The organism is Streptomyces sp. TAA040, assembly GCF_000424845.1.
Genome location: NZ_AUKR01000014.1, coordinates 141,251 through 167,106 on the forward strand (window position 1 = coordinate 141,251; position 25,856 = coordinate 167,106).

A 25,856-nucleotide genomic window follows, 5' to 3' on the forward strand; every position below is an offset into this window, starting at 1 on the left:
CGGAACGTCAGTCCCAGTCGCGGCCGGAACGGCCGCGTTTCAGCTCGCTGCGGTGGCGCTTGCCGCGCAACCGACGCTCCTTCACGCCCCTGGGGGTCTTCCGGGCCCTCCGCGGCGGGGGCGGCGGCGCCGTGGCCTCGGCGAGCAGGGCAGCCATCCGGGCGGCCGCGGCCTCCCGGTTGCGCCACTGCGAGCGGTGCTCGTCGCCTCGGACGGTCAGCACGCCGTCGACCAGCCTGTCCGCCAGTCGCTCCAGTGCCCGCTCCTTCCACACCGGTGGCAGGCACTCGGTGCGGGCGAGGTCGAAGAGGAGTTCCACCTGGGTGTCGCTGGTGTTGACGTGCTGCCCGCCCGGCCCGGACGACCGGGAGAAACGCCAGTTCAGCTCGGCCGCCGGCAGGACGACGGAACCGCGGATGCGAGGAGGACCGGACATGCTTCCATCGTCCCCGCCCGGGCACCCGGGTGCACTCCGTTTTCGGTGCGGGATTCCGTGCGCCCCCCGGCGGCCGGATGCAACGCGGTCCGGTGAAGTTTCCCGAGGAGATCCGGCGCGCAAGGAACCAGCTCGTACCCGCTCCGCGTTGGGAGAGGTGACTGTACCGTCGTCGGAAGCAAGCGCCATCGACGCACGGATCCACCAGCGGTATCCACGAGGAAAGGGACAACTCCCATGGCTGTGAGCCTGTCCAAGGGCGGCAACGTATCTCTCACCAAGGAGGCGCCGGGTCTCAACGCCGTCACGGTCGGCCTCGGCTGGGACGTCCGCACCACCACCGGCACCGACTTCGACCTGGATGCCAGTGCCATCGCGGTCAACCCCGGGGGCCAGGTCTTCTCCGACAAGCACTTCATCTTCTTCAACAACAAGGTCTCCCCCGAGCAGGCCATCGAGCACACCGGCGACAACGTGACCGGTGAGGGCGAGGGCGACGACGAGCAGATCAAGATCAACCTCGCGACCCTCCCCGCCGACGTCGACAAGATCGTCTTCCCGGTCTCCATCTACGACGCCGAATCGCGGAGCCAGAACTTCGGTCAGGTGCGGAACGCCTTCATCCGCATCATCAACCAGGCCGATCAGACGGAGATCGCGCGCTACGACCTGAGCGAGGACGCGGCCACCGAGACGGCGATGGTCTTCGGCGAGATGTACCGCAACGGCGCCGAGTGGAAGTTCCGCGCCGTGGGCCAGGGCTACGCCTCCGGTCTGGTCGGCATCGCGCAGGACTTCGGCGTCAGCGTCTGACACTTCCGTAGCCGTCCCACCGCCGGCTCGGCCCAAGCCGTCCGTGCCGGCGGGCCTGCGGGCCGGACGTCGGGGACGCTTCTCCTACTCGCCACCGGGGCCCACGGCACCGCGAAGGCAGCGCCGTGGGCCCCGCGTCGTGCGCCGGGGCGTGTCCACCCGCGGACACCCGGGGCGGCGGGTGGACACGCCCGGGTGTCCGACACCAGGTCGCGCGAGGTCCGGCGGCAGGGCCGGCAGCGTCCCGCCCCACCAGACGACCAGCGCGACCCGGGCGTACAGGACCTCCGGAGCCTCCGGCATCCGGATCAGTGTGGAGCCGAGGATCACGCAGTACGCCGCCGGCGGGACGAAACAGATCAGCAGGCAGCGCGTGAGGGCCCGGGGCGGCCCCGTCCGACCGGAGCCGTCCCGTTTCACCACGGCGAGCCCGAACAGCTTCTTGCCCAGCGTGCGGCCGGAGAGCAGGGTCGCCACATAGTCGTAGAGCGCCATCAGCAGCATCGCGAGCCCGAAGCGCAGCAGGAACACGGCTCCGGCGGCGGTACTCGCCTGAGTGGCCGCGTCGGCGGCCACGTGCTGCAACCGGTCCATGCTCGCTCCCGCCCGGGCGGTCGCCCGCGCCCGTCACGCAGGTGCGGTCTTCCGGAACGGGACCGACGCGAGCGGCACCGTCGGCAGCAGTGCCGGGTTGCAGGCGACGAAGCGGGCGCCGAAACGCCGCCAGAGCCCGGCCGATTTCCCGTGACACACGCCCCATCCCCACCTTCCCGGCACCCGTGCCCGACCCGCCGGTGTGGGGCTGAACGGTCCGGGGCGGGAGCCGGGGCCACTCGCCGGGCTTCCGACCGGTGAGCGAAAAGACCCGGAAGCTAGCAGCACGGGACCGGCTCCGTCCGGTGAATGCCCGGACTGCCAGGGCGGGCGGGGCGGGCGGGCCGGGCCCGCCCCGACGGACGCCGGACGTACCCACTGCGACGGAGGGGGGCCACTGCGACGGGCGCCGACAGCGGTGGAGGAGCCGTGACACCATCGGGTCCGTGATCGACCTCGGCTACTCGCTCTCCCGCCGCTTCCCGGACTCCCCACAGACGGACTACCGCACGGCGGACGTGCATGCCCTGCGGCACGACCTGTTCTGCGGAGACGTCTACCTGCTGGACGAGCAGGCGGACCGGGAACTGAGCACCGCCTGGGGCTGGGTGCCCGTCCTGGACTTCGCATGGGCGCTGTGCGACGTGGTCGAGCAGGTGGACCGGGATCCGCTCGGGACACGGGCCTCGACTCCGCAACGCGCGGAACTGGACTTCACCGAGTCCTCGGACCGGATGCTCTTCCACCGGCGCTTCGGCTGGGTCGAGGTCTCCGCCGACTGGCAGCCCGCCGACGAGCCGCCGCTCAACCTCGACCACGCCTCACTACGCCGGGAGTCCCGGGACTTCCTGCACGACCTGGTCGCCGACCTCACCGACACGCACGAGGGCCTGGACAACAACCCGGCCGTGTGGTCGCTGCTGGCCCGCTTCCCCCGCGTGTGAGCGCCGGCCGCGGGAACGAGCCGTCGGCCGACGCTCGAACGGGTACGAGGCCGTAGGAGGACGTACGGGCCCGGGCGGCCGCGTCACCCGCGTCCCGGGCCCTCCTCGCGTTCGGCGGCCGTCGTCGCGGTGCTCCGCAGGGCGGACGCGGCGGCGCGGATCTCGGGCAGCCGCCGGTACAGCTCCTCACCGGGGCAGCGGGTGTGGAAGCCGTCCCGATGGCCGGAGACGGCGGGCAGCGAGACGGCGGTGCCCTTCGGGTAGCGGCTCGCGTCGTGGGTGGAAACCAGGCGCACCTGCCCGTCGGGGTCGGTGCCGGGGCGCAGCTTCCAGGCGGCGAGCGCGGCGACGGCGTCCAGCATCGCCTGCGGGACGCGGCTGCCGGAGCCGAAGCTCCCGATGGCGCCGATTCCGGTGCTGTCCGCATTGAAGCCCTTGATGTGCGCGCCGCGGACGGGCCGTGCGACGCCGCCCGCCCGACCCTCGTAGACGGTTCCGCACCGGTCCACCAGGAAGTTGTAGCCCAGGTCGTCCCACCCACGGTGCTCGACGTGGTCGTGGTGGACGGCCCGCAGCAGCGCCGGAACGTCTGCGCACGCGTAGTCGTTCGGGTGGGAGGTTTGGTGGACGAAGACCGCTCGCGGCCGTCCGGTGTAGGTGGCCGGCTCGCGGACCAGGCTCTCGTCGGCCCGCCACTCCGCTCGGCCGACGATCTCCGGCCGGGGCGCGGCGGCCGGTTCCCGGACGGCGGGGCGCTCGGCACCCGGGCGCGGCTCGCTGGCCGGGCCGGGGTCCTCCCCGGCCACCAGCAGGGCCAGCGGCAGTGCGGCCGCGCCCAGGACGACTCGCCGGGACCACATGGGAACCACCCTGCGGCCGAGTCGCTCCGGCGGACAGGGGGTGGGGGCCGTTCGAGTGAGGGGGCCGTTCGAGTGAGGGGCCACGGCCCGTACTGCCCGCGGGCGGCCCGCGGCAGGGGACGCGGGCCCCGCCCTCGCCATCCGGGCGGCGGGTTGCCCCGCCACCGCCCGAGGGAGTGCACTGACGTGGGGATTCGAAGTCGGCAGTGCGGGGAGGAGACGGGGGTACCCGGGGCCGGGCCGCCCCTGGCAGCCACCCGAAAGACAGCACCCACGAAGTCCGGAGCCGCCACCATGCCAAGCTGGACCGCCCAGGACATCCCGGACCTTCACGGCACCACCGCCGTGGTGACCGGAGCCAACAGCGGGATCGGCCTCACCACCGCCACCGCACTCGCCGGCGCGGGGGCGTGCACACTCCTGGCCTGCCGCGACCGCACCCGCGGCGAGCAGGCCGCGGAGAGCGTGCGCGGCGCGGCGCCGCAGGCGGAGGTGCAGCTCATCCGCCTCGATCTCGCCGACCTCACCTCGGTGCGCGAGGCCGCGGAGGAGATCACCGCGGCGGTGGAGGGGCGGCTGGACCTGCTGATCAACAACGCCGGGGTCATGGCGCTGCCGTCCCGGCGCACCCGGGACGGTTTCGAGATGCAGTTCGGCACCAACCACCTGGGCCACTTCGCCCTGACCGGCCTGCTGATGCCGGTGCTCGGCGCCGTGCGGCCCTCGCGGGTGGTGTCGGTCTCCTCGCTGGCCCACCGCTACGGCCGGATCGACTTCGACAACCTCAACGGCGACCGCAGCTACGGCAAGTGGTCCGCCTACGGGCAGTCCAAGCTGGCGAACCTGCTGTTCACCGAGGAGTTGAACCGGCGGGCTCAGCGGGCCGGGCGTCCGGTGTCGGCGCTCGCCGCCCATCCGGGGCTGAGCTCCACCAACCTCGGGCAGGCCGGTCCGCAGATGTCGGGGCGTGTCTGGGCGGCCCGGATGGAGCGCCTGACCCGTCTGTACACCCAGCCGGCGACAGCCGGAGCACTGCCCGTCCTGCGTGCCGCCACGGACCCGGACGCGGCACCGGGCGACTACTTCGGCCCCGGAGCGCTGCTGGAGACCCGCGGCTCACCGCGGCCGGCCCGGCGCTCCGCCCGCGTGGACGACCCGCGGGTGGCCGAGGAGCTGTGGGCGGAGTCCGTCCGGCTCACCGGAGTCGAGCCGGACTTCGCCGTCCGCCGCTGACGGCACCGCCCGCGCGTGCGTCGGCCGCCGGTTCCGCGCCCTCCGGGCAGGCCGCTCCCGCGGCCCGCCCGGAGGGCGCGGGAAAGGGAACCGGAGCGGGGGTTCGTACGTCCCCCGAGTAGGCGGCGAGACCGTGTCCTGACGACTTCCGCCGGGACGCCCCGGCCGCACCGGTGGGCCGCATATCCTCACCGCGTCGAACGTGTCCGGCAGGGGGGAGGAAACCCGTCCATGGAGCCGTTGAATCCCGGGGATCCGCAGGAGATCGGTGCGTACCGGTTGCTGGCACGGCTGGGAGCGGGCGGTATGGGCCAGGTGTTCCTGGCCCGGTCCGACCGCGGCCGGACGGTCGCCGTCAAGCTGGTGCGGCGGGAGCTGGCCGAGCAGCCCGAGTTCCGGGCCCGGTTCCAGCAGGAGGTGGACGCCGCCCGGCGCGTCGCGGCGACCTGGACGACGCCGGTCCTGGACGCGGACACCGGTGCGGCCGTCCCGTGGGTGGCCACCGGGTATCTCGCCGGGCCCAGCCTGCGCCAGGTAGTCGGGGAGCACGGTCCGCTCCCCGAGCGTTCGGTCCGAGTGCTGGCGGCGGGCCTCGCCCGCGCCCTGCGGGACATCCACACGGCCGGTCTGGTGCACCGCGACCTCAAGCCGTCGAACGTGCTGATCACCCTGGACGGCCCGCGGGTGATCGACTTCGGGATCGCCCGCGCCTGGGACACCGTCGCCGAGGGCGGCGGACTGACCCGCCCGGGGGCGCTCGTCGGGTCGCCGGGGTTCATGGCTCCCGAGCAGGTCCGCGGCGGCCCGGTCACCCCGGCCTGCGACCTGTTCGGCCTCGGCCTGGTGCTCGCGCACGCGGCGACCGGCCGCTTCCCGTTCGGCGGTGCCGACCAGGGCGCACACGGGCTGATGTTCCGGATCGCCGAGCAGGAGCCCGATCTCGACGGGTTGCCGGAGAGCCTGGAGGGGCTCGTCCGGGGGTGCCTCCAGAAGGACCCGGCCCAGCGGCCGGAGCCGGACGGAGTGCTGGAGAGGCTGACCGGTCCGGACGCCCCGGCTCCGGAGTCCGAGCCGTGGCTGCCCGCCGCGCTGGTGGCCCAGCTCGGGCGGCACGCCGTGGAGCTGCTGGACCGCGAGCACGCCGCGCCGCCGCCGGACCCCGCTCGGGAGCCGGCCGGCCCGGCAGCGGCCGACGGCGGAAAGGCGGCCGAGACGGCCGCGGGTTCGGCCGGACCGGACGCGGGCACGGCGGTGCCGTCCGCAGGCGGGACCGCCGCGGGCCCCGCGGCCGGGGCCGCGGCCGGGGCCGCGGGCGGCCCCGGTCCGGCGTCGGGACCGGCGGCTCCGCAGGCGCCGCCCGGCTTCGGCCCGCCGGCCGCGTCGTTCCCCGTCCCGGGGTACGCGTACACCGCGCCCACCGCGCCCTTCGTCCCCCGGCCGCCGCACGAAGCGGAACCGCCGCCCGCGCGCCGCAGCGACGGGCGCCGGACGGCGCTGGCGCTGGGCGCCGCGGCACTGATCGTCGCGCTGGCCGCGGGCGGCACCGTCTACACGGTAATGAGCGCGGACGACGGCACGACGGCGACCGGGGTAACCACCGGCGCCGGCGCCGAGGACGACGAGGCGGGCCCCCCGGGGGGCGATCCGGAGGGCGGCGGCCCGGATCGTACGGGCGAACCGGCCGCCGGCGGTTCCGAGAGCACCGACCCGTCCGGCAGCGACGATCCGGACGCCGGAGACGGCCCCGACGACAGCGACGACGCGGCGGACGACACCGGCGTGCCCGAGGCGTTCCTGGGCACCTGGCGGGCCTCCTTCCCGACTGCGCAGGGCACGAGTGTCCGGGTGCTCACCCTGTCCGAAGGGGCGCCGGGCGAGCAGGTGATGGCCCTGGCGGGTCAGGGGCCCGACCATGACTGCGCCTGGACGGCGACGCTGCGCGAGGCGGGTCCGCCTCTGGAGCTGAGCGAGTCCGCAGTCTCGCGCGGCGACCCAGCCACCTGCTCTCCCGGGGAGTGGAGCCGGCTCACTCTTTCGGGCGAAAGCACCCTGGTGCGGGAGCTGGTGGGCAGCGGCGGCACCCCGCTCACCTACACCAAGGTGGACTGATCGGGCGCACCGCGGCACGGACGACTCTGGTCGTGGCGGGACGCACCGAACAGAGGCAGCACCGGGCGGCGCCCGCGCCGGAGGATCGCCGGACAGTCCGCCGCCCGGTGCGGGCCGGCCCCCGGGCGGGCCGCGCCGGGGCCCTCTCCAGGAGCCCGCCGTGAGCAATCCGAACGAACCGGTCCGCCGGGTCCCCGCCGACCACGCGGACCCGGCGGACCCGGCGGGCGCCATCCTGGCCGTCCACGAGGCGCTGGCCGCCTTCGACCCACCGGGCGGCCTCCGCCGGGCGGACGTCCTGGCGGATCACGCCCGCACGCTCGTCGCGGCGTCGGGCGAGCTGAGCGCGCTCGGCGTGGACGAGCGGGTGCTCCGGTCCCTGGCGATCGCCGTCCGGCAACTGCACCGGGCCCAGCGTGCGTCGACCGCCCACCGCGTGAACTGGTTCACCCGGCCACTAGCCACCTTCGCTTCGCGGTGTCCACCGGCATGGCCGGTGGGGCGCTGACCCGGGTGCTGGTCGGCCTGGGCGTTCTGGACGAGCCGCCGGAGCGCGGCTGAGCAGCCGCGGCCCGGTTGCGGCGGCCCGCCGCAACGCCGGGTGACGAAGGCCACCCGTCGCCCGCGCGGGCGACGGAGCGCGGCACGCGGAGCGAGGGGAGCGACGTGGGCGGGTTCGGTTCCGGCGACCCGCCGCACCAAAAACCTGCACCAGCGAGAGTAGACATCCACCTTCGATGTGGTTAGAGTTTCTCCCGTAGCCAAGGAAGTCAGTACGGCGCGGCAGAGACGAACTGCCCGCAGGCAGGTTTCGGAACGGCTGCACGGCGGTGGGGCCGGAGGATCACGAGGGCTTCACCGCCGGGCGCCGGGCCGGGTGGCTCCAGGAGCCACCGCAACAGATCCGCACGACCGCAGTTCCCCGTTTCTGATCGAGGAAGGAGCCGACGCCATCAGCAGGAGCTGAGCGGCCGTCTCGACCGCTCGGACACCGACAGGCCCCGGAACGGAAGGTGGTTCCCGGTCTCGCATCCACGAAACCCGCACGCCTCGCCCTCCCGGGCGGCCGTACGGAGACAGAGGACCGGCGCAGTCGGCCGGTAGATGGTGTTGATCCCCTCGGGGCTCCGGTGCCGTACGGCACCGGAGCCCCTCGACGCGTTCCCGAAGAGGTGCAAGTGCCCGCAGACACCAGACAGAACACCGCGGACCGTTTTGACGACGACGACTATCCCGCCTACACCATGGGCCGCGCCGCGGAGATGATCGGCACCACACCCGCCTTCCTCCGGGCAGTGGGCGAGGCCCGGTTGATCACCCCGCTGCGCTCCGAGGGCGGCCACCGTCGATACTCCCGCTACCAGTTGCGGGTCGCCGCCCGCGCCCGCGAGCTGGTGGACCAGGGCACCCCGGTGGACGCCGCCTGCCGGATCGTCATCCTGGAGGACCAGCTCGACGAGGCGCTCCGCATCAACGAGAAGCTGCGCCGGCCCGCGGACCTGGCCGACCAGGAGTCCGTCGACCAGGACTCCTGAACCGCCGCGGGCCGGTCCGCCGGCCCGGCGCCGACCCGCTCAGGGCCACGCGGGAGATCCCCCGCAACGGCTCGCGCCGGAGAAAATGACCGTCGCTCCCCGGAAGAATTCACCGGCCGACGTGCCCCAATACCTGTCCCCGCGGATGCAGAAACCGGGGCTCCGGGGTGACCCGGGCTCCTTGCGTGTTCCCCGGGCCCGCCGGCCGTCCCGTGCTACGGTTGCTCTCAGTTGCAGTTGCGGTTCCCAAAGACTTCAAGTGCTCCCGCGGTTTCCTAATCACCGCGGGTGTACTTATGTATTCTCCGGCGCAGATCGGATGGGGCAATCACAGCCTGCAGCCCGGCATGGGACCGCACAGTGCGGCCCCGCCTCGAAGGAGAATTTGTATGGCAACTGGCACCGTCAAGTGGTTCAACGCGGAAAAGGGCTTCGGCTTCATCGAGCAGGAGGGTGGCGGCGCTGACGTCTTCGCCCACTACTCGAACATCGCCGCCCAGGGCTTCCGCGAGCTGCACGAAGGCCAGAAGGTGAACTTCGACGTCACACAGGGCCAGAAGGGCCCGCAGGCCGAGAACATCGTTCCTGCCTGACGCTGAGGCGTAAAGCTCAGGGCCCGCACTCAAGGGTGCGGGCCCTGAGCCATTCCCTCCCTACAGGACCGATCGCTGAAGCCGTGATCCGCTCACGGTTCCGGTCCGAGTGCGCGGCACCGCCCAATGACGGTCGGTGGACCCCCACATGAACGTGATGTGGCCCGGCGGCAGCAGTCCGCCCCGGTCGCTTTCGGCGACACCGGCGTGGCGAACCACGCTGGCATCACGCTTTCCCCGCTCGTGCGGCCGTGCCGCACGACCCGGTTCTCTTTTTCACCACGGCTCGTTCCTGCGATTTCCCGCGCCGTCATTGCCGCGGAAATTCCTCGATACGCGCCGCATCGAGGAAAGGTTCTGCATGAACCGCAACACCCGCACGAACGACCGCTCCTCACGCAGCCGCGGCGGCTCGTACGGCAGCTCCCCCCGAGGTGAGCGCTTCCGCCCGCAGGGCGGCGCCCCCGCACGTTCCGCCGGCCGTCCCGCCCGGCGCCCGGCGCCGGCAATGCAGGGCGAGTTCGCGCTGCCCGTCAGCACGACACCCGCGCTGCCCGCCGTCGAGTCCTTCGCCGAGCTCGACATGCCAGCGGCCGTCTTGACCGCGCTCACCGCCGAAGGCGTCACCGCCCCCTTCCCCATCCAGGCCGCGACGCTGCCGAACGCGCTCGCCGGCCGGGACGTGCTGGGCCGCGGACGGACCGGCTCCGGCAAGACACTGGCCTTCGGCCTGTCCCTGCTGACCCGCATCGCCGGTGAGCGCGCCGAGTCGCGGCAGCCGCTGGCACTCGTCCTCGTTCCCACCAGGGAGCTCGCCCAGCAGGTGACCGACGCCCTGACCCCGTACGCCAGGGCGCTGCGGCTGCGGCTGGCCACCGTGGTGGGCGGCATGTCCATCGGCCGACAGAGCAGCGCGCTGCGCGGCGGAGCCGAACTGGTCGTCGCCACCCCGGGCCGCCTCAAGGACCTGATCGGACGCGGCGACTGCCGCCTCGACCAGGTGCGGGTCACCGTGCTCGACGAGGCCGACCAGATGACCGACATGGGCTTCATGCCGCAGGTCACCGAGTTGCTGGAGCAGGTGCGCGGCGACGGCCAGCGGATGCTGTTCTCCGCCACCCTGGACCGCAACGTGGACCGGCTGGTGAGGCGGTTCCTCACCGACCCGGTGGTCCACTCGGTCGACCCCTCGGCGGGCGCCGTCACCACCATGGAGCACCACGTGCTCCATGTGCACGCGGCCGACAAGCACGCGACGACGACCGAGATCGCCGCCCGCGAGGGCAAGGTGATCATGTTCCTGGACACCAAGCACGCCGTGGACCGGCTGACCCGGGACCTGCTGGCCAGCGGTGTCCGCGCGGCGGCCCTGCACGGCGGCAAGTCCCAGCCGCAGCGCACCCGGACGCTGACCCAGTTCAAGAACGGCCACGTCAGTGTGCTCGTCGCCACCAACGTGGCAGCCCGCGGCATCCACGTCGACAACCTGGACCTGGTCGTCAACGTCGACCCGCCCAGCGACCACAAGGACTACCTGCACCGCGGCGGCCGCACCGCCCGCGCCGGCGAGTCCGGCAGCGTCATCACCCTGGTGCAGCCCAACCAGCGCCGGGAGATGACGCGGCTGATGGCTGCCGCCGGCATCACCCCCCGGACCACCCAGGTCCGTTCCGGCGACGCCGAGCTGAGCCGGATCACCGGCGCCCAGGCGCCCTCGGGCGTGCCGGTGACCATCTCCAGCCCGGCCACCGAGCAGCCCAAGCGCGGCACCGGGGCCTCCCGCGGCCGCCGCACCGGCCGCGGCCGCCGCTCCCCCGCCGCGGCGGGCCGACGCGAGGGCTCGGGCCGCCCCGCCGGTTCACGCGCCGCCTGACCGGCGACGCACCGACACAGCCCCGAGGGGCGGTACCGGCTCGGCCGGTACCGCCCCTCGGGGCGTTCGTGTGGCAGCGGATCGGGCCGGGGGCAGTGGGCGGCACTCAGCCGTCGGTGTAGCTGAAGTCCCCCACCGTCCAGGCGCTCACGTCCTCGATGGCGACCCGGTACATGCCACCGGTCATCGGGATGCCCAGACTCCCCTGGAGGATCTTGGCGACGTGGAAGTGCAGGTGCACCGGGCGCTCACGGCCCTGCCGCGGCGGGGCGTCCGTACCGGAGGGGGCGAAGATGCCGGAGAAGGGACGCAGCTCCTCGGAGGGCTCCAGCACCTCCGCGACCCGCTGCCGCCACACGGCCTCGGGCGCCAGCCTCCCCGTCACCACCGCGCCGTGCACGGCCACGGTGAGGGCCATCCGGTACGTCTGTTCCGACTCCACCAGCATGGCGATGTCCACAAGCAGCTCATCGGGCGTCGACATGGACCCGGAGCTTACTACGGCGAGCTGAACACACGGTCCGTCCGCGGACACGAGGCCGCGTCTCAGCGGCGGACGAGTGCCCGGATCTCGCGGACGACTTCGTCCGGCGTCTCCTCGGCCATGAAGTGGCCCCATTCGACGGTGCGGTGCCGCAGATCGTCCGCCCAGGCCCTCCACCTCTCGGAGGCGTCGAAGCCGCGGGCCGCGCCCCACCCCTGCTGCACGACGGAGACCGGCATCCGGAGCCGGTTCCCGGCCTCCAGGTCGGCCCGGTCGTGGGCGACGTCGATCCCGGCGGAGGCGCGGTAGTCGGCGACGATCGACGGCACAGCCGCCCGCGAGGCGTCCAGGTACGCGGTGCGGACGTCCTCGGGCACCGCACCCGGGTCCTTCGCCCACGTGTCCAGGAAGTGGCCGAAGAACGCGTCCGCGGAAGCACTGATCATCTGCTCGGGCAGTCCGTGCGGCTGGGCCATCAGGTACAGGTGGAAGCCGACAGCGGCGCTCGTGCCGTGCATCACGTCCCACATGTCCAAGGTCGGCAGCACGTCCAGCGAGGCGAGGTGCGCGACGGCGTCCGGGTGGTCGAGTGCGGCGCGGAGCGCGACGAGGGCGCCGCGGTCGTGCCCGACCAGCGCGAACCGCTCGTGGCCGAGCGCCCGGGCCAGCGCGACGACGTCCGCGGCCATGGTGCGCTTGGCGTAGGTGTCCTCGGCACTCTCGGCGGGCTTGTCGCTGGCGCCGTAGCCGCGCAGGTCCGGGCAGATCACCGTGTGGTCGAACGCGAGCTCGACCGCCACACGGCGCCAGCACAGGTGCGTCTGCGGGAAACCGTGGAGCAGCACGAGCGGACTGCCCGAGCCGCCGACGGCAGCGTGCAGGGACACCCCCTCGGCGACGGCGATCCGTCGCTGGGCGAATCCGGGGATGGCGGGGTTCGGGGGCATGCTCGCGCCTTTCTCAATGGCCGGGTGTCCGGCGGCACGTCGGGGCGGAAGGGCCTGTTCCGGACGGCGGCGCACCGGCCGGGCACCGCCCTTCGGGCGGTCGGCGGCCGGACGCCGGGACGCCCCCAGCTTCCCGTGCCCGGATGGGCATCCGGTCAGTACGCGCTAGCGTGGCCGGGACGGCACCGCGGAAGGAATGGCTCAGGTGGAGGTCGTGTTCGGGGTGCTGGGCCCGGTCACCGCCCGGAACGGCGCCGGGGAACCCGTACCGCTCGGGGGCCCGCGGCACCGCGCGGTGCTGGCCCGCCTGCTCGTCGCCCGGCTCCGGGTCGTGCCGGTCGCCCGCCTGGTCGACGACCTGTGGGACGACCCGCCGCCCGGCGCGGTCGGAGTAGTGCGCACCTTCGTGTCCGCCCTGCGGCGCGTGCTGGAGCCGCGGCGTCCCCCGCGCGCCCCGGCCCGGCTGCTGGTCACCGACGGCCCCGGGTATGCCCTGCGTGGCACACCGGAGTCGGTCGACGCCTGGCGGTTCGAGCACGCCGTCGCCGAGGCGGCGGAACTGCCGCCGTGGGAAGCGCTCGCCCGGCTGCGGGAGGCGCTGGACTCATGGCGGGGGCCCGCCTATGCCGAGTTCACCGACGCACGGTGGGCCCGTGCCGAGCGCTCCCGGTTGGCGGAGCTGCGGCTGCACGTCGTGGAGCGGCAGGCCGAGGCACGCCTCGCCCTGGGCCGTGCGGCCGAGGCGGTGCCGGACCTCGACGCGCACGTCACCGAGCACCCCTGGCGCGAGGACGCCTGGCGGCTGCTGGCCCTCGCCCTCTACCGCACCGGGCGCCAGGGTGACGCCCTCGCGGTGCTGCGCCGCGCCCGGGCGCTCCTCGCCGCCCAGTTGGGCGTCGATCCCGGACCGGCGCTGCGGCGTCTGGAGGCCGACGTCCTCGCTCAGGCGGGGAGCCTCGACCACCGAGCCCGCCCGGACGCGGCAGGCGGGCTCGGTGCACCCGTCCGCCGCGACACCGCGACGGGAACGGACGGCGAGGCGGGACCGGACGGGGCGGCCCGGGTGTGGACGGCGGCCGCCACCGACTACGACCGGACCGTGGCCTCCGGGGCACGCGCCCGGCTGGAGTCCGCGGTAGGCCTGCTGCGCAACCTCGCGGTGACGGGCGGCGGCGGTCTCCGAGCGGCTCGCGACCACCGCACGGCCGCCATCGCGGCGGCCGAGCAACTGGGCGACCCGGAATTCACCGCCCGGGTGACCGGCGCCTACGACGTCCCCGCGCTCTGGACCCGCCCGGACGACCCGGAGCAGGCCGACCGGATCGTGGCCGCCGCCGAACGCACCCTCGCCACGCTCCCGACCGGGACACACCCGGCCGCTCGGGCCCGGCTGCTGGCGACCGTCGCCCTGGAGTCCCGCGGCACCCGCTCCGCCCGCGGCCCGCAGGCGGCCCGGCAGGCGGCGGAGCTCGCCCGCGGCCTGGACGACCCCGTCGTGCTGGCCTTCGCCCTCAACGGCGTGTTCATGCAGACCGTGCACCGTGCCGGCCTGGCCGCCCGGCGCGACGGGGTCGGAGCCGAACTCGTCGAGCTGGGCAGCCGGCACGGACTGGTCACCTGCGAGGTGCTGGGCCACCTCGTACGGCTGCAGGCGCGCGGCGCCCTCGCGGACTTCACCGGCGCCGACCGGCACGCGGCGGCCGCCGACCTCCTGGCGGCACGTCACGAACTGCCGCTGGTAGGCGTGTTCACCGCCTGGTTCCGGGCGCTGCGCCTCGCCGAAACGGGCGCGACGCAGGCAGCCGGGGCCGCATACCGGGCCGCAGCGGCCCGGTTGGACGGCGCCGGGATGCCCGGCCTGGAGAAGGGGCTGCTGCCGCTCGCCCTTCTCAGCCTCCACCTCCGCCACGTCCCCCCGCCGACACCCCGGAAGCAGCATTTCTCCTGGCGGTGCGCGCCGCCACGGCGTCCGCGGCGGGCGGTGCGCCACACGGCGGGAGCGGCGCCTGGGGCCCGTACGAGCCCTGGGTACGCCCGCTGCTCCTGCTGGCGGAAGGCCGCCGGAGCGCTGCGGGACGTCCCCGACCCGCCACCCGACCTGCTGCAGGAGGCCCTGTGGTGCCTCGTCGCCCACGCCACCCTCGCGGTCGGCGACCGGCGGACGGGAGAGCGCGCCCACGTCGCACTCACCCCGGCCACGGACGAACTCGCCGGAGCGGGCAGTGGGCTGCTCTCCCCCGGCCCCGTGGCCCGGTACCTCGACGCCCTGACGGAAGCCCGCCGGCGCCCCCGCTGACCCCGCGGTGTGCCCGCCGCGCCGGTGTCCGCGGCGGGCACGCGGGCAGCGCAACCGGTCCCGCGCAACTCGCGGTTGAAAGCCCGGGCAAGCGGGCAGATACCTCGGTTCGGCGCCCCTCAACCGTGTCCATCATCACCCTGGGTGAATCGATCGTATGAGTTAGTGTTCGAAAACGTGAACTCCTCCTCACTGCCCTCTGACCAGCACGCTTCCGCGGTCGCCGCACTCGCACAGGCGCTTTTCGACGGCCGGTTGGCGCAATTTCACGCTCCCTGGCGCACGCTGTTCAGCACTCCGGCGTTCCGCTTCCGGGAGGGGCTGGGGCCGGACGCGCGCGCCGCCCTCTCCTACGAGCGGCTGCGCCTGGTCAACGAGGCGATCGACAGTCCCGAGGACCTCGTGACCGACGTGGAGCGGCTCGCCGCCCTCCACGAGTGGGCCGGGCCGGTGGACGCGGGCATGGCCACCGTGGCGAGCATTCACTACAACCTCTTCCTCGGCAGCCTCGTCGACCACGCGTCGGGACCGGTGCGCGACCTCCGGGAGTTCACCGAACTGAGAAGGACCGGCACCTTCCTCTGCACCGAGCTCGGCCACGGCAACAGCGCCTCGCAACTGGAGACCACGGCCACGCACGATCCGGCGACCGGTGGTTTCATCCTGCACACGCCCACGCCGACCGCCCGCAAGTTCATGCCCAACACCAGTTCGACGGGCGGCCCCAAGACCGGCGTGGTCGCGGCCCGGCTGATGACGGACGGCAAGGACCGGGGCGTCTTCCTCTTCCTCACCCCACTCAACGACGCGGCCGGGGACCCGGTGGCCGGGGTGGAGGTGCGGCGTCTCCAGCAGACCTCCACCAGCCCCGTGGACCACTGCCTCACCTCCTTCGACCACGTCCTCCTGCCCTACGAGGCCATGCTCCAGGCCGACCACGGACGCTTGACCCGGGACGGCCGCTTCACCAGCTCGATCGGCAGCGCCCGCAAGCGGTTCCTGCACTCCATAGGGCGGGTCACCACCGGCAAGCTCTGCATGAGCGCCTACAGCCTCGGCGTCACTCGGCACGCCGTGGCCGTCGCCGTGCGCCACGCGCACACCCGGCAGACCGCGGGGGTCACCGCCGGCGGCAGCGTCCCGCTGTTCGCGCACCGCAGCCACCACGCGCCCCTGCTGGACGCCGTCGCCACCACGTACGCCGCCACCCTCTTGCACCGCACCGCCGTACGGCGGTGGACCGATGCCGAGGCACAGGCGCACGCCACCCGTGACGGTGACACGGACGCGCACGCCGACGCGCGGGAGGACGGCGAGCGGTTCGCGGCCGTCGCCAAGGGCTGGATCACCTGGAAGGCCCGCCAGGTGATGACCGAGTGCCGCGAACGCTGCGGCGCCCAGGGGCTGTTCCTCGCGAACGGGATAGCCGGCCAGCTCGCGGCCAACGAGGGGACCATCACGGCCGAGGGTGACAACCTTGTCATCTGGGTGAAGTCCGCAGGCGAGATGCTGCTGGGAAACTTCACCCCCACGGAGCCCTCCGACACGCCTCCCGGCACACACGGCCTGACGGACCCCGACTTCCTCCAGGGCCTGCTGTCCGACGTGGAGCGGCTCTGGTACCGGAGGGCCCGCACCCGACTGCGCTCCGCGCCCTCCGGAAACCCCCTCGGTCGATGGAACGCAGCCGTGACGCCGGCACTCGAACTGGTCGACGCCCACGCCCACCGGCAGGCGGCCGAAGCGATGCTGACCGCGGCCACCCGCGCCACCGACACCGACGCACGTGCGCATCTGACCGCCCTGCACCGGCTCTTCGCCCTGCGCCAGGTGAGCGCCCACAGCGGGGACCTGCTCGCCGACGGACGGCTCACCGCCGCTCAGGTCCGCAACCTGCCCGACGAGACCGAGGCCACCGTCGCCGCGCTGGAACCGCACGCCCTGACGCTCGTCGAGGGATTCGCCGTCCCCGACGAGGTCCTCCTCGACCACCCCGTCCTGCACTCCGAGCCCCCCGTCGCATCCCAGCTCCTCCCTGCCTGAGGACGCCACGGGACCGCTTCGTCACTCCCCGCCCGGGCGGAGGCGGGCCCCTCCGTCGGCCGACCCGGTCGCCGCGGACTGCGCACTGCACCCGGCCGGGCACCGGAGCGCCTGAGCAGGGCCACGTCAGGTGGTCGCGTGCCCGAGGCCGGCGCCACCCGCGGGCGGCCCCTTCCTCTTCGACCGTCCGTGGTCGGGACCACTGTCGACTCCGACCTCTTGCACGGGCATACGGCATGCGGTCCGCTCTCCCGCCCGAGGGGAGCACCGGCCGCCCGCGCACGACACCGCCGCCGACGTATCGGTGAACGACGAAACCCCAGATCACACGAGGTGTGACCTGGGGTCCGACGGAGCCTCCTGTCGGATTCGAGCCGACGACCTACGCATGACAAGACCGCGAGCGGTCGTACCGCCGCGTGACGCACACCCCCACGAAGTGTCGTCGTTCCTGATCAGAGCGCATGCCCCGCGCCCTCCACCGCTGCCCAGTGCTGCACCCTCCAAGGGCGTCCGGCCACCCCTTGGTCACCCCAGGGACAACGCCCGTCCTCACGACGGGGCGCGGCCCCGTCGTCGGACCTCGACAGACACGCTGAGCGGTGGAGTCGAAGGCGCCGCCCCTCGCGTCGTCGGCTGAGCCGCGCGCACACAGGCACGAAGGGTCCGCAGCGGGCGCGTGGCGACTCCTACGCTTCCCGCAATCACCGACGAGGGACGGAGAGGCCACCGTGACGACCTCCGACGACAAGGCCATGAAGCGCATCGGGGAAGCCATATCGATGCAACACGCAGGCGACCTCGACGGTGCTGGGCAACGGTTCACCGAAATCTGGCAGGAGATCACCCCGAACGGCGACCCGTTCCACCGCACCGCACTCGGAGGCAAGCCCCCGATCAGCCGCGTGAACAACGCTCCAGGTCAACACACCTAGCGCTCGGCCCCGGCTCCGAGTTCTGCCAGGCAGGTCAGGGCCGGCAGAGCCGCGGCGATCGCCTGCCGCTGCGCCGGCGTCAACTGGGCTATCAGCGGGACCAGATGACGGCCCCGGTCCTCGTGCCGGGCCTGGCCGATCTGTCGGCCGCTGTCGGTGATGTGGACGAGTGCGGCGCGTCCGTCCGCCGGATCGGGACGGCGTTCCACGAGACCGTCGCGCTCAAGCCGAGTCACCAGCTGGGTGAGTCCGGGCTGGCTGATCTGTTCGGTCTTCACGAGCTCCGTCAGCCGTTTCGGGCCGCTTACGGCCAGTGTGTCCAGCACGGACAGCGTCGTGAACGACAGCTTCTGCACCGTGGGGAGCCGGATGTAGTAGCGATTGAAGTTCTCGATCGCTCTGGTGAGATCACCGACATCCAAGTCGGTGTTGTTGTCAACACGTTGAGTAGAAGTCACCCTGGAAATGTATCGCAGGCTTATATAAGCTACTGATCGATCGCGTGCCTGCGTTGCGTCCAGGCGCACGGCTTGCCGCACACCTCGGCGCAACGACGCGTCACCAGACTTGTAGAGCGCTAGGTGAGGAACACCCAATGACTGTGCAAATTGGCATCAACGGCTTCGGGCGCATCGGCCGCAACGTCTTCCGTGCGGCGGCCGCGCGGTCTTCGGAGCTGGAGGTCGTCGCTGTCAACGACCTGGGCGACGTGCCCACGATGGCCCACCTGCTCGCCTACGACTCGATTCTGGGGCGCTTCCCCGAGGAGGTCACCGCCGAGCCGGGTGGGATTCGCGTGGGTGACCGGACGATCAAGGTCCTCGCCGAGCGCGACCCCAGCGACGTGCCCTGGGGCAGCCTCGGAGTGGACATCGTGATCGAGTCCACCGGCGTCTTCACTGACGCCGCGAAGGCACGCTCGCACGTCGAGGGCGGAGCGAAGAAGGTCATCATCGCCGCTCCGGCCAGCGGTGAGGACATCACGGTGGTGCTGGGCGTAAACGACGATGCCTACGACCCCGAGCGCCACACCATCGTCTCCAACGCCTCCTGCACCACCAACTGTCTCGCCGTGCTCGCCAAGGTGCTGCACGACGCCGTCGGCATCGACGCCGGCATGATGACCACCGTCCACGCCTACACGCAGGACCAGAACCTCCAGGACGCCCCGCACAAGGACCTGCGCCGGGCCCGCGCGGCGGCACTGAACATCATTCCCACCTCCAGCGGCGCCGCCAAAGCGATCGGCCTCGTCCTGCCGGAGCTGGCCGGCCGGTTGGACGCCACCGCGCTGCGGGTGCCCGTCCCCACCGGCTCGGTCACCGACCTCACGGTCGTCACCCGGCGCGCCACCACGGTGGAGGAGGTGAAGGAGGCATACGCGGCGGCGGCCTCGGGGCCCTACAAGGGCCTGCTGTCCTCCGTGGAAGCGCCGTTGGTCAGCACCGACATCGTGGGCGACCCAGCCTCCTGCGTCTTCGACGCCGGGCTCACGCAGGTGTCCGGCCCGCAGGTCAAGGTCGTCGGCTGGTACGACAACGAATGGGGGTACTCAAACCGCCTCGTCGATCTCGCGCTTCTCATCGGAGCGTCTCTGTAGCTCCTCGCCGACCCGGCGTCTGCACCACCGCACGTCAGCAACGGTCGCGCTCGTAAGACGGCGCACAGCACACCCGACGGTACCGAGTCGTCGACCTGCCCGGATGCACGACGAACCCCCCACGCGACGCCACAAGGACGGACGAGATGAAGGAACCTCCCGAGTTACCTTTCGACAACCCCAGCGTGCTCGGCATCGCACCCCAGATGCGCGCACTGCAGCGAGAGCAGCCGATCACCAAGGTGCGCACCGCTGGTGGGGACGCCTGGCTGGTCACCCGCTACGACGAGGTGAGGACGCTACTCGCCGACCGTCGTCTCCGTCTCAGCAATCCCGACCGAGAACGGGCGGCCCAGAGCGCGGCCAGGGGATTCATGGTCGCGCTGATGGCTGGGGAGGACTGTGACACCGAGACCGCCAGGCACGGGCAGATGCGCAAGCTGCTCGTGCCCCGGTTCTCCACGCGCCGGATGAACCTGATGAAGGCGCGGATCGAACAGCACGTGGACGAGCTGCTGGACCAGTTGGCTGCCAGCACTCCACCGGTAGATCTGCACCGGGTGTTGTCGTTCCCCTTGCCGACCATGGTGGTCTGCGACCTCCTGGGCGTGCCGCTGGCCGACCGGGAGCGGTTCGGGCAGTGGGCGCGAGGCACCTTCGACCACAGCGACAACCAGCACTCGACGAACACCTATCAGAAGGTTGTCGACTACACGACGGAGCTTGTGGCGCGTAAGCGAGTCGATCCGGGCGACGACATCCTGTCCGAGCTGATCGCGGAGAAGGACGGCGCACTGTCCGACGCGGAGATCGCTCACCTGGGCAACGCCGTGCTGCTGTTCGGCTACGAGACCACCATCGTGCGCATCGACCTGGGCACGCTGTTGCTGCTGCGCAACCCGGCGCAGCGTGCCCAGCTGGCCGAGAACCCCGAGCTCGCGCCAGCCGCGGTCGAGGAGATCCTGCGCCTGGCCGTTGGAGGCAAGGGATCCAACGCGCTCATACCCCGCTACGCGCACAGCGACATCACCGTCGGCGAGACGGTGATCCGGGCCGGGGACATGGTGAGGCTGGCTATCGGTGCGGCCAACATCGACGAACGGGCGTTCCCCGGCGGAAGCCTGCTCGACCTCACCCGGGACAAGCCCATGTCACATCTGTCGTTCGGCCACGGCGCCCGGCACTGTATCGGCCGCACGCTGGCCCGGATCGAGCTGACCGCGGTCTTCGAGCGGCTGTTCCGCAGACTGCCGAACCTACGGCTCGCGGTCCCGGAGGATTCGCTGCGCTGGCAGGAGCACCGAATCACAGGAGGGTTCGACGAACTCCCCGTCACCTTCTGAGTGACATCGCACGAGCGAACACACGGCCACCCACCGGTCAAGGTCACAGGTGGCATGTACCGCAAGATCGAATCCTTCGGTCCGCCCGGACGTTTGACGCTCCTTCCCCACGCAGAGTCACGAGGACGAGGAACCATGACGGATACCTTCAGCGACTACGTCAACTGCACGCCCCTTCTCGACGACCGTGAGGCCCTCGACCAGTTCTACGAGGAGCACGGCTACCTCTACTTACACGGCGTTCTGGACCGTGAACTCGTTCGGGCCGTCGCCGAGCAGATACTCGAGGGCCTGGTCGCGCTCGGCCACGCCGTCCCGGGCACCACACTCGACACCCTGTCCATCGAGTCGTTCGAGGCAGTCGACGAGGTGGCGATGCACGACTACGCCGAGTACGACGACCTGTGGAACCACCCTTCGAGTCTCAAGGTCTGGGAGAAGGTCTTCGGCGAGCCCGTCTTCGTCTTCAAGTCGACGACGATCCGCTACTACCCCTCCGCCGCGGGCTCGCAGGAGCCGACCTTCCTCACGCCGCTCCACCAGGACGGCTTCTACATCGGCCCGAACAAGGACTTCCGCACCGTCTGGATACCGCTGCTCCCGACAACCTCCGGCAGAGGCGGCGTCGCCCTCGCCGACGGCAGCCACAAGAAGGGCCCGCGCGAGCACGTCGTCACCGAGAACTTCCGCCGCTTCGGCCACGCCGTGCGTGGTGTCCCGGCGGAGCAACTCGACGCGGATGAACGGTTGTTGTTCTCGCCGATGGAACCGGGCGACGTGATCGTCTTCCACGCCTTCACGTGCCACAAGTCCATCCCGAACGTCTCGGTGAACCCGGCGGGCATGCGGATGTCGATGGACACTCGTATCCAGCCCGCCTCCTCACATCGCGGGTTCAACGCCCTGACTCCCTGGCCGGAGTCCGCGAAGGACCCTTCCAAGGGCATCATGTCGAAGATCACCGGGACGCCGTCCAGCGTCGAGTGACGTCGTCACCCTCCCGCATCCACCCCAACCGTTCCTCACACATGCTCGGGTAGGCAGCGCATGACGAAACGCGAGGGCCTCTCCCCTCCGCAGGGGCCCAGCGCGACACCAGAGCCCTCGGCCGCAAGGAAACCGGAAGCCTCTGGCCTCGGTGGCATCGCCCTCGTGGTGGTGCTCACCGGGTACGCCCTGTCCATCGTGGACGCCTCCATCGTCAACGTGGCGCTGATCTCGATCAGCAACGACCTCCACAGCGGCCCCGCTGCATTGGAGCTCGTGGTCTCCGGTTACGTGCTCACCTACGCCCTCGGGCTGGTGTTGGGCGGACGTCTGGGCGACGCCTTCGGCAGACGGCGCCTGTACGCCTACGGACTCGCGGCGTTCACCGTCACCTCGGCGCTGTGCGGACTCGCTCCGACGATCGAGTTCCTCATCGTGGCCCGGCTGCTGCAGGGTGCCGCCGCGGCCATGCTCGTACCGCAGGTGCTGGCGACGATCCAGGCGGCCACCGAGGGACAGGTACGGGCCCGAGCGATCGGCATGTACGGCACGACCGCCGCCCTCGGCATGGTCATCGGGCAGATCCTGGGGGGCCTGCTGGTCTCGCTGGACGTCGCCGGGATCGGCTGGCGGTCGGTCTTCGTGATCAACGTGCCGATCGGAGTGGCCGCGCTCCTGGCCGTCCGGCGTGTCCCTGCCACCAGGGGCGACACGAAGCCGGGCTTCGACCCGTTGGGCACCGCGCTGTTCGGTGTCACCATGGTCTCTCTCCTGACCCTGGTCGTGGCGGGGCCCGACCTCGGCTGGCCGCTGTGGCTCTGGTCGCTGCTCGCGATCGCCGCAGTGGGAGCGCTGGCCCTCGTGCGGGCCGAACGCGCACTGGAGACTCGCGGCGGCTCACCGCTGCTCTCCCCGACGGTGCTGTCCCATCCGGGGATGCGCCGAGGACTGGCGGCCATGGTGCCGTTCTCAGCTGGGTTCGGCGCCTTCCTGTTCGTCTACGCGCTGCTCGCGCAGGGCCACTTCGGCTTCAGCGGGCTCGCCTCAGGCGGTGCTTTGGCCCCGTTCGCCGCGGCGTTCTTTGTGGTGGTGCAGTTCACCCCGAGGATCGTGGCGGCCCTGGGAGGGCGGATCGTCACCCTGGGCGCCTTTGTGCAGAGCGTGGGTCTGCTGCTGCTCGCGCTGGTGATCTGGCTTGGCTGGCCACGTCCCTCGCTGGCGCTCGTGCTCGTCGGGATCGCCCTCTTCGGCGTTGGCGCGGCGCTGATCGGCCCGACGTTGTTTCGGATGATCCTCGCCGACGTACCTCCCGCGCAGGCCGGCATGGGGAGCGGCGTACTGGTGACCAGCCAGCAGATGGCGACCGCACTGGGCACGACCATCGGCGGAACGCTCTATCTCTCCCTGTCCGCTTCGCTGTCGACGGTGTCGGCGGCCGTGTTCGTGCTTGGCCTGTTGGTGTGCTTCTCGCTGACCGTGTTCGTGATCAGCCTGAAGCTCCCCGACCCAGCTGGCTCCCGCGCCCGTCGACCCGCACGCTCTGATCCGGACCGCCTCGTGGACAACGGCGCGCCGTCCCCCGGCCAGCCCACAGGAAGAAGCGGAGGCAACTAAGTGCACTTACAGACGCGGACGGCCGTGGTGACCGGTGCGGCCGGCGGAATAGGCCTCGCCCTCAGCACCCGTTTCGCACGGTCCGACGTCGGCGTGGTGATGGCGGACGTCGACGATGACACACTGCGCCGCCGGGCCGCCGAACTCGCCGCACAGGGCGCCCAGGTCACCGCCGTGCCCACCGACCTGACCGACCCGGAAGCCGTCGGCCGGCTCGCGGACACGGCGTTCGACGTGCTCGGTGACATCGACGTGGTGTGCAACAACGCCGGGGTCCTGGGCCCGGTGGGAAAGCCGCTGTGGGAGGTGCCGCTGGAGCGGATGCGGCAGGTATTCGAGGTGAACCACTGGGCGCACGTCCTGGTGGCCCGTGCCTTCGTCCCGCGGTTGTTGGAGCGCGGACGGCCCGCCCATCTGATCCAGACCGCCTCGATGTCCGCCTTCGTCGTCGGCGCCGGTAGCGCCGCGTACGCCGCCTCCAAGCACGCCGACCTCGCGGTCTCACGCAGCCTGCGCGCCGATCTGCAGGGGAGTGGGGTGCGGGTGTCGGTGCTGTGTCCGGGCCGCGTTGACACCCCCATGGTCCAGGGCCTGACCGCCCCGCGTGGAGCGGGCGGCGACACCACGGTGAGCGCCGAGGACGTCGCCGAGCTGGTGTGGGACGCGCTCGGCTCCGACCGCTTCTACCTCTTCACCAACTCCGATGCCCGGCTGCGGCTGGGCGATCAGTTCGACGACGTGTTGCGTCATGTTTCCCTTCCACCCCCCTTCTCCAAGGAGAGCTGTGGCTCGCGACGAAAGTGACGAACGAGGCGACGAAGAACCGACCATCGACCTGGAAGCGGTGAGGGAGAAGTACCGGCAGGAACGCGACAAGCGCAGCGTCGGTCGCACCTACCAATCCGCGCGCGGTGACTTCGGCCGCTACGCGCGAGACCCCTACACGCGCTGGCAGGAACGCGAGCCGCTTGCCGATGAGGTGGACATCGCCGTCGTGGGGGCCGGCATCGGCGGGCTGTTGACCGGCGCCCACCTGCGCAAGGAGACCGGCCTTGAGCGTATCCGGCTGATCGACGAGGCAGGCGACGTCGGTGGCACCTGGTACTGGAACCGTTTCCCCGGCGTCCGATGCGACGTCGAGAGCTACGTCTACATGCCGCTGCTCGAAGAGATCGGCACGATACCCACCGAGAAGTACGCCACCGGGCCCGAGATACTCGCCCACCTCCAGAAGATCGCCCACAGGTACGCGCTCTACCGCGACGCTCTCTTCCAGACCACCGTCACCGAGCTCCGCTGGGACGAGTCGGCAGGAAGGTGGCTGGTGAGCACCGACCGCGGAGACCTGTTCCGAGCCAGGTACGTGGCGATGTCGATCGGTCTGATGCACCGTCCCAAACTTCCCGGGCTGCCCGGCCTGGAGACGTTCGCCGGACACTCCTTCCACGCCAGCCGTTGGGACTTCGACTACACCGGCGGCGACAGCACCGGCGGCCTGACCAAGCTGGCGGACAAGACAGTCGGAGTCATCGGCACCGGCTCGACCACCATCCAGCTCGCCCCGCACCTCGCCGAATGGGCCGAGAGGCTGGTCATCTTCCAACGCACCCCGGCCACGGTCGACGTTCGCGGCAACCGGCCCACCACATCCGACTGGGTGGACACCCTCGAGCCTGGCTGGCAGCAGCGCCGGATGGAGAATTTCCACGCGTTGACCTCCGGCGTCCCGCAGGAGGAGGACTTGGTCCAGGACCGCTGGACCCAGACAACGGCACAGCTGGCAGCGGCGATTCTGCCCACCGGCGACACCGAGGGCGACCCGAAGGAGCGGGCTCTCGCGGCCGAGCGGGCGGACTTCCACAAGATGGAGGAGCTACGCGCCCGCATTGATAGCGTCGTCACCGACCCAGCGACCGCCGCAGCCCTCAAGCCGTACTACCGCGTGTACTGCAAGCGCCCCTGCTTCCACGACGGTTACCTCCAGACCTTCAACCGGCCCAACGTGACGCTCGTCGACACCCAGGGGCAGGGCGTGGAGCGGCTGACCCGTACCGGGGTGGTCGCGAACGGCCAGGAGTACCCGGTCGACTGCCTGGTCTTCGCCACCGGCTACGAGCACGAGTTCGCCGTCCCGTACACCGACCGCGCCGGCTACGACATCGTCGGCCGGGATGGCGGGAGGCTGTCGGAGAAGTGGGTGGGGGGAGCGCACACCCTGCATGGGCTGCAGGTGAGCGGCTTTCCCAACTGCTTCATCCTGTCCAAGGTCCAGGCCGGCCGGCACGTCAACATCGCCTACATGCTGGGCGAGCAGACCCGGCATCTGGCACACATCGTCAAGTCCGTCGAGGAGCGCGGCTCTCAGGTGGTGGAAGCCTCCGAGGCCGGCGAGAAGGAGTGGGTCGAGGAGATCCTCCGGCTCGCCGCGAACGACAACGACTTCCTTGAGAACTGTACACCCGGCCTCTACAACAACGAGGGCGACCCCAACGGGCTCCCCCTGCTCAACTCCAGTTACGGCGGCGGCTCGGTGGAGTTCGTGAACATCCTCAGGCGCTGGCGTGAGGCGGGCGACCTCGCTGGGCTCGAACTGCGCTGACCCCATCCCCTCGGCGAA

General features: G+C 71.8%; 22 protein-coding genes and 1 pseudogene. 17 read left to right on the plus strand and 6 right to left on the minus strand.

All coding sequences use genetic code 11. The annotated features are described in order from the left end of the window. Positions 1-7: 7 nt before the first annotated feature. Positions 8-436: an alternative ribosome rescue aminoacyl-tRNA hydrolase ArfB gene (arfB, locus tag H300_RS0114575; protein ID WP_028428021.1), complete on the minus strand. Its 429-nt coding sequence runs from the start codon at positions 434-436 to the stop codon at positions 8-10. 237 nt (positions 437-673) lie between these two features. Between arfB and H300_RS0114580 the strand changes: the two genes are divergently transcribed. Continuing rightward, the gene (locus H300_RS0114580) at positions 674-1,249 is read left to right on the plus strand and encodes a TerD family protein (RefSeq protein ID WP_028428022.1); all 576 of its coding nucleotides are present in this window, start codon (positions 674-676) and stop codon (positions 1,247-1,249) included. Between the two features lie 84 nt (positions 1,250-1,333). Here H300_RS0114580 and H300_RS0114585 read toward each other — a convergent pair whose 3' ends face one another. Continuing rightward, positions 1,334-1,843 carry an RDD family protein gene (locus H300_RS0114585; RefSeq protein WP_078516001.1) on the minus strand — a complete coding sequence of 170 codons (510 nt, stop codon included), beginning with the start codon at positions 1,841-1,843 and terminating at the stop codon, positions 1,334-1,336. 446 nt (positions 1,844-2,289) lie between these two features. Between H300_RS0114585 and H300_RS0114595 the strand changes: the two genes are divergently transcribed. Beyond that, entirely contained in the window at positions 2,290-2,787 is a 498-nt protein-coding gene (locus H300_RS0114595; protein ID WP_028428025.1) for a hypothetical protein, read from the plus strand. An 83-nt stretch (positions 2,788-2,870) separates the two neighbouring features. On the opposite strand, the gene H300_RS0114600 is transcribed toward H300_RS0114595, so the two are convergent. Continuing rightward, positions 2,871-3,647, minus strand: coding sequence for a peptidoglycan recognition protein family protein (locus H300_RS0114600; RefSeq protein ID WP_028428026.1), 777 nt, complete (start codon positions 3,645-3,647; stop codon positions 2,871-2,873). A 294-nt stretch (positions 3,648-3,941) separates the two neighbouring features. Here H300_RS0114600 and H300_RS0114605 point away from each other — a divergent pair, with 294 nt between their 5' ends. The 6 genes from H300_RS0114605 (at position 3,942) to H300_RS0114630 (ending at position 10,990) form a co-directional block, all read left to right on the plus strand. Further along, positions 3,942-4,880 (plus strand): oxidoreductase, encoded by a 939-nt coding sequence (locus tag H300_RS0114605; protein ID WP_028428027.1) that lies wholly within the window; start codon positions 3,942-3,944, stop codon positions 4,878-4,880. 231 nt (positions 4,881-5,111) lie between these two features. Continuing rightward, entirely contained in the window at positions 5,112-6,989 is a 1,878-nt protein-coding gene (locus tag H300_RS0114610) for a serine/threonine-protein kinase (protein WP_028428028.1), read from the plus strand. Positions 6,990-7,149: 160 nt separating this feature from the next. Continuing rightward, complete coding sequence (locus H300_RS0114615; protein ID WP_028428029.1) at positions 7,150-7,497, plus strand: hypothetical protein; 348 nt, start codon at positions 7,150-7,152, stop codon at positions 7,495-7,497. Between the two features lie 736 nt (positions 7,498-8,233). Then, positions 8,234-8,524 carry a helix-turn-helix domain-containing protein gene (locus H300_RS0114620; RefSeq protein ID WP_106966844.1) on the plus strand — a complete coding sequence of 97 codons (291 nt, stop codon included), beginning with the start codon at positions 8,234-8,236 and terminating at the stop codon, positions 8,522-8,524. A 389-nt stretch (positions 8,525-8,913) separates the two neighbouring features. Continuing rightward, complete coding sequence (locus H300_RS0114625) at positions 8,914-9,117, plus strand: cold-shock protein (RefSeq protein WP_028428031.1); 204 nt, start codon at positions 8,914-8,916, stop codon at positions 9,115-9,117. Positions 9,118-9,478: 361 nt separating this feature from the next. Further along, positions 9,479-10,990, plus strand: a complete 1,512-nt coding sequence (locus H300_RS0114630) for a DEAD/DEAH box helicase (RefSeq protein WP_028428032.1) — start codon at positions 9,479-9,481, stop codon at positions 10,988-10,990. 106 nt (positions 10,991-11,096) lie between these two features. On the opposite strand, the gene H300_RS0114635 is transcribed toward H300_RS0114630, so the two are convergent. Further along, positions 11,097-11,474, minus strand: a complete 378-nt coding sequence (locus H300_RS0114635) for a hypothetical protein (RefSeq protein ID WP_028428033.1) — start codon at positions 11,472-11,474, stop codon at positions 11,097-11,099. A 62-nt stretch (positions 11,475-11,536) separates the two neighbouring features. Continuing rightward, positions 11,537-12,421: an alpha/beta hydrolase gene (locus H300_RS0114640; RefSeq protein ID WP_028428034.1), complete on the minus strand. Its 885-nt coding sequence runs from the start codon at positions 12,419-12,421 to the stop codon at positions 11,537-11,539. A gap of 205 nt (positions 12,422-12,626) precedes the next feature. Here H300_RS0114640 and H300_RS26940 point away from each other — a divergent pair. The 3 genes and pseudogenes from H300_RS26940 (at position 12,627) to H300_RS0114655 (ending at position 17,695) form a co-directional block, all read left to right on the plus strand. Continuing rightward, positions 12,627-14,717 (plus strand): annotated as a pseudogene (locus tag H300_RS26940) (AfsR/SARP family transcriptional regulator). 165 nt (positions 14,718-14,882) lie between these two features. Further along, complete coding sequence (locus tag H300_RS26945) at positions 14,883-16,760, plus strand: acyl-CoA dehydrogenase family protein (protein WP_486583844.1); 1,878 nt, start codon at positions 14,883-14,885, stop codon at positions 16,758-16,760. Between the two features lie 731 nt (positions 16,761-17,491). Beyond that, entirely contained in the window at positions 17,492-17,695 is a 204-nt protein-coding gene (locus H300_RS0114655; protein WP_028428035.1) for a hypothetical protein, read from the plus strand. Here the strand turns inward: H300_RS0114655 and H300_RS0114660 are convergent. Beyond that, positions 17,692-18,153, minus strand: a complete 462-nt coding sequence (locus tag H300_RS0114660) for a MarR family transcriptional regulator (protein WP_028428036.1) — start codon at positions 18,151-18,153, stop codon at positions 17,692-17,694. The genes H300_RS0114655 and H300_RS0114660 overlap by 4 nt on opposite strands. A 137-nt stretch (positions 18,154-18,290) precedes the next feature. On the opposite strand from H300_RS0114660, the gene gap reads away from it, so the two are divergent. The 6 genes from gap (at position 18,291) to ptlE (ending at position 25,838) form a co-directional block, all read left to right on the plus strand. Further along, on the plus strand, positions 18,291-19,295 hold the full coding sequence (gene gap, locus H300_RS0114665) for a type I glyceraldehyde-3-phosphate dehydrogenase (RefSeq protein WP_028428037.1): 1,005 nt from the start codon (positions 18,291-18,293) through the stop codon (positions 19,293-19,295). 146 nt (positions 19,296-19,441) lie between these two features. Beyond that, positions 19,442-20,638 carry a pentalenolactone synthase gene (penM, locus tag H300_RS0114670; RefSeq protein WP_028428038.1) on the plus strand — a complete coding sequence of 399 codons (1,197 nt, stop codon included), beginning with the start codon at positions 19,442-19,444 and terminating at the stop codon, positions 20,636-20,638. 135 nt (positions 20,639-20,773) lie between these two features. Continuing rightward, the gene (gene ptlH / locus H300_RS0114675) at positions 20,774-21,625 is read left to right on the plus strand and encodes a 1-deoxypentalenic acid 11-beta-hydroxylase (protein WP_028428039.1); all 852 of its coding nucleotides are present in this window, start codon (positions 20,774-20,776) and stop codon (positions 21,623-21,625) included. Positions 21,626-21,685: 60 nt separating this feature from the next. Next, positions 21,686-23,239: an MFS transporter gene (locus tag H300_RS26950; protein WP_078516003.1), complete on the plus strand. Its 1,554-nt coding sequence runs from the start codon at positions 21,686-21,688 to the stop codon at positions 23,237-23,239. After that, on the plus strand, positions 23,240-24,043 hold the full coding sequence (gene ptlF, locus H300_RS0114685; RefSeq protein ID WP_028428040.1) for a 1-deoxy-11-beta-hydroxypentalenate dehydrogenase: 804 nt from the start codon (positions 23,240-23,242) through the stop codon (positions 24,041-24,043). 40 nt (positions 24,044-24,083) lie between these two features. Then, complete coding sequence (gene ptlE, locus H300_RS0114690) at positions 24,084-25,838, plus strand: neopentalenolactone/pentalenolactone D synthase (RefSeq protein WP_106966846.1); 1,755 nt, start codon at positions 24,084-24,086, stop codon at positions 25,836-25,838. Positions 25,839-25,856 lie beyond the last annotated feature (18 nt).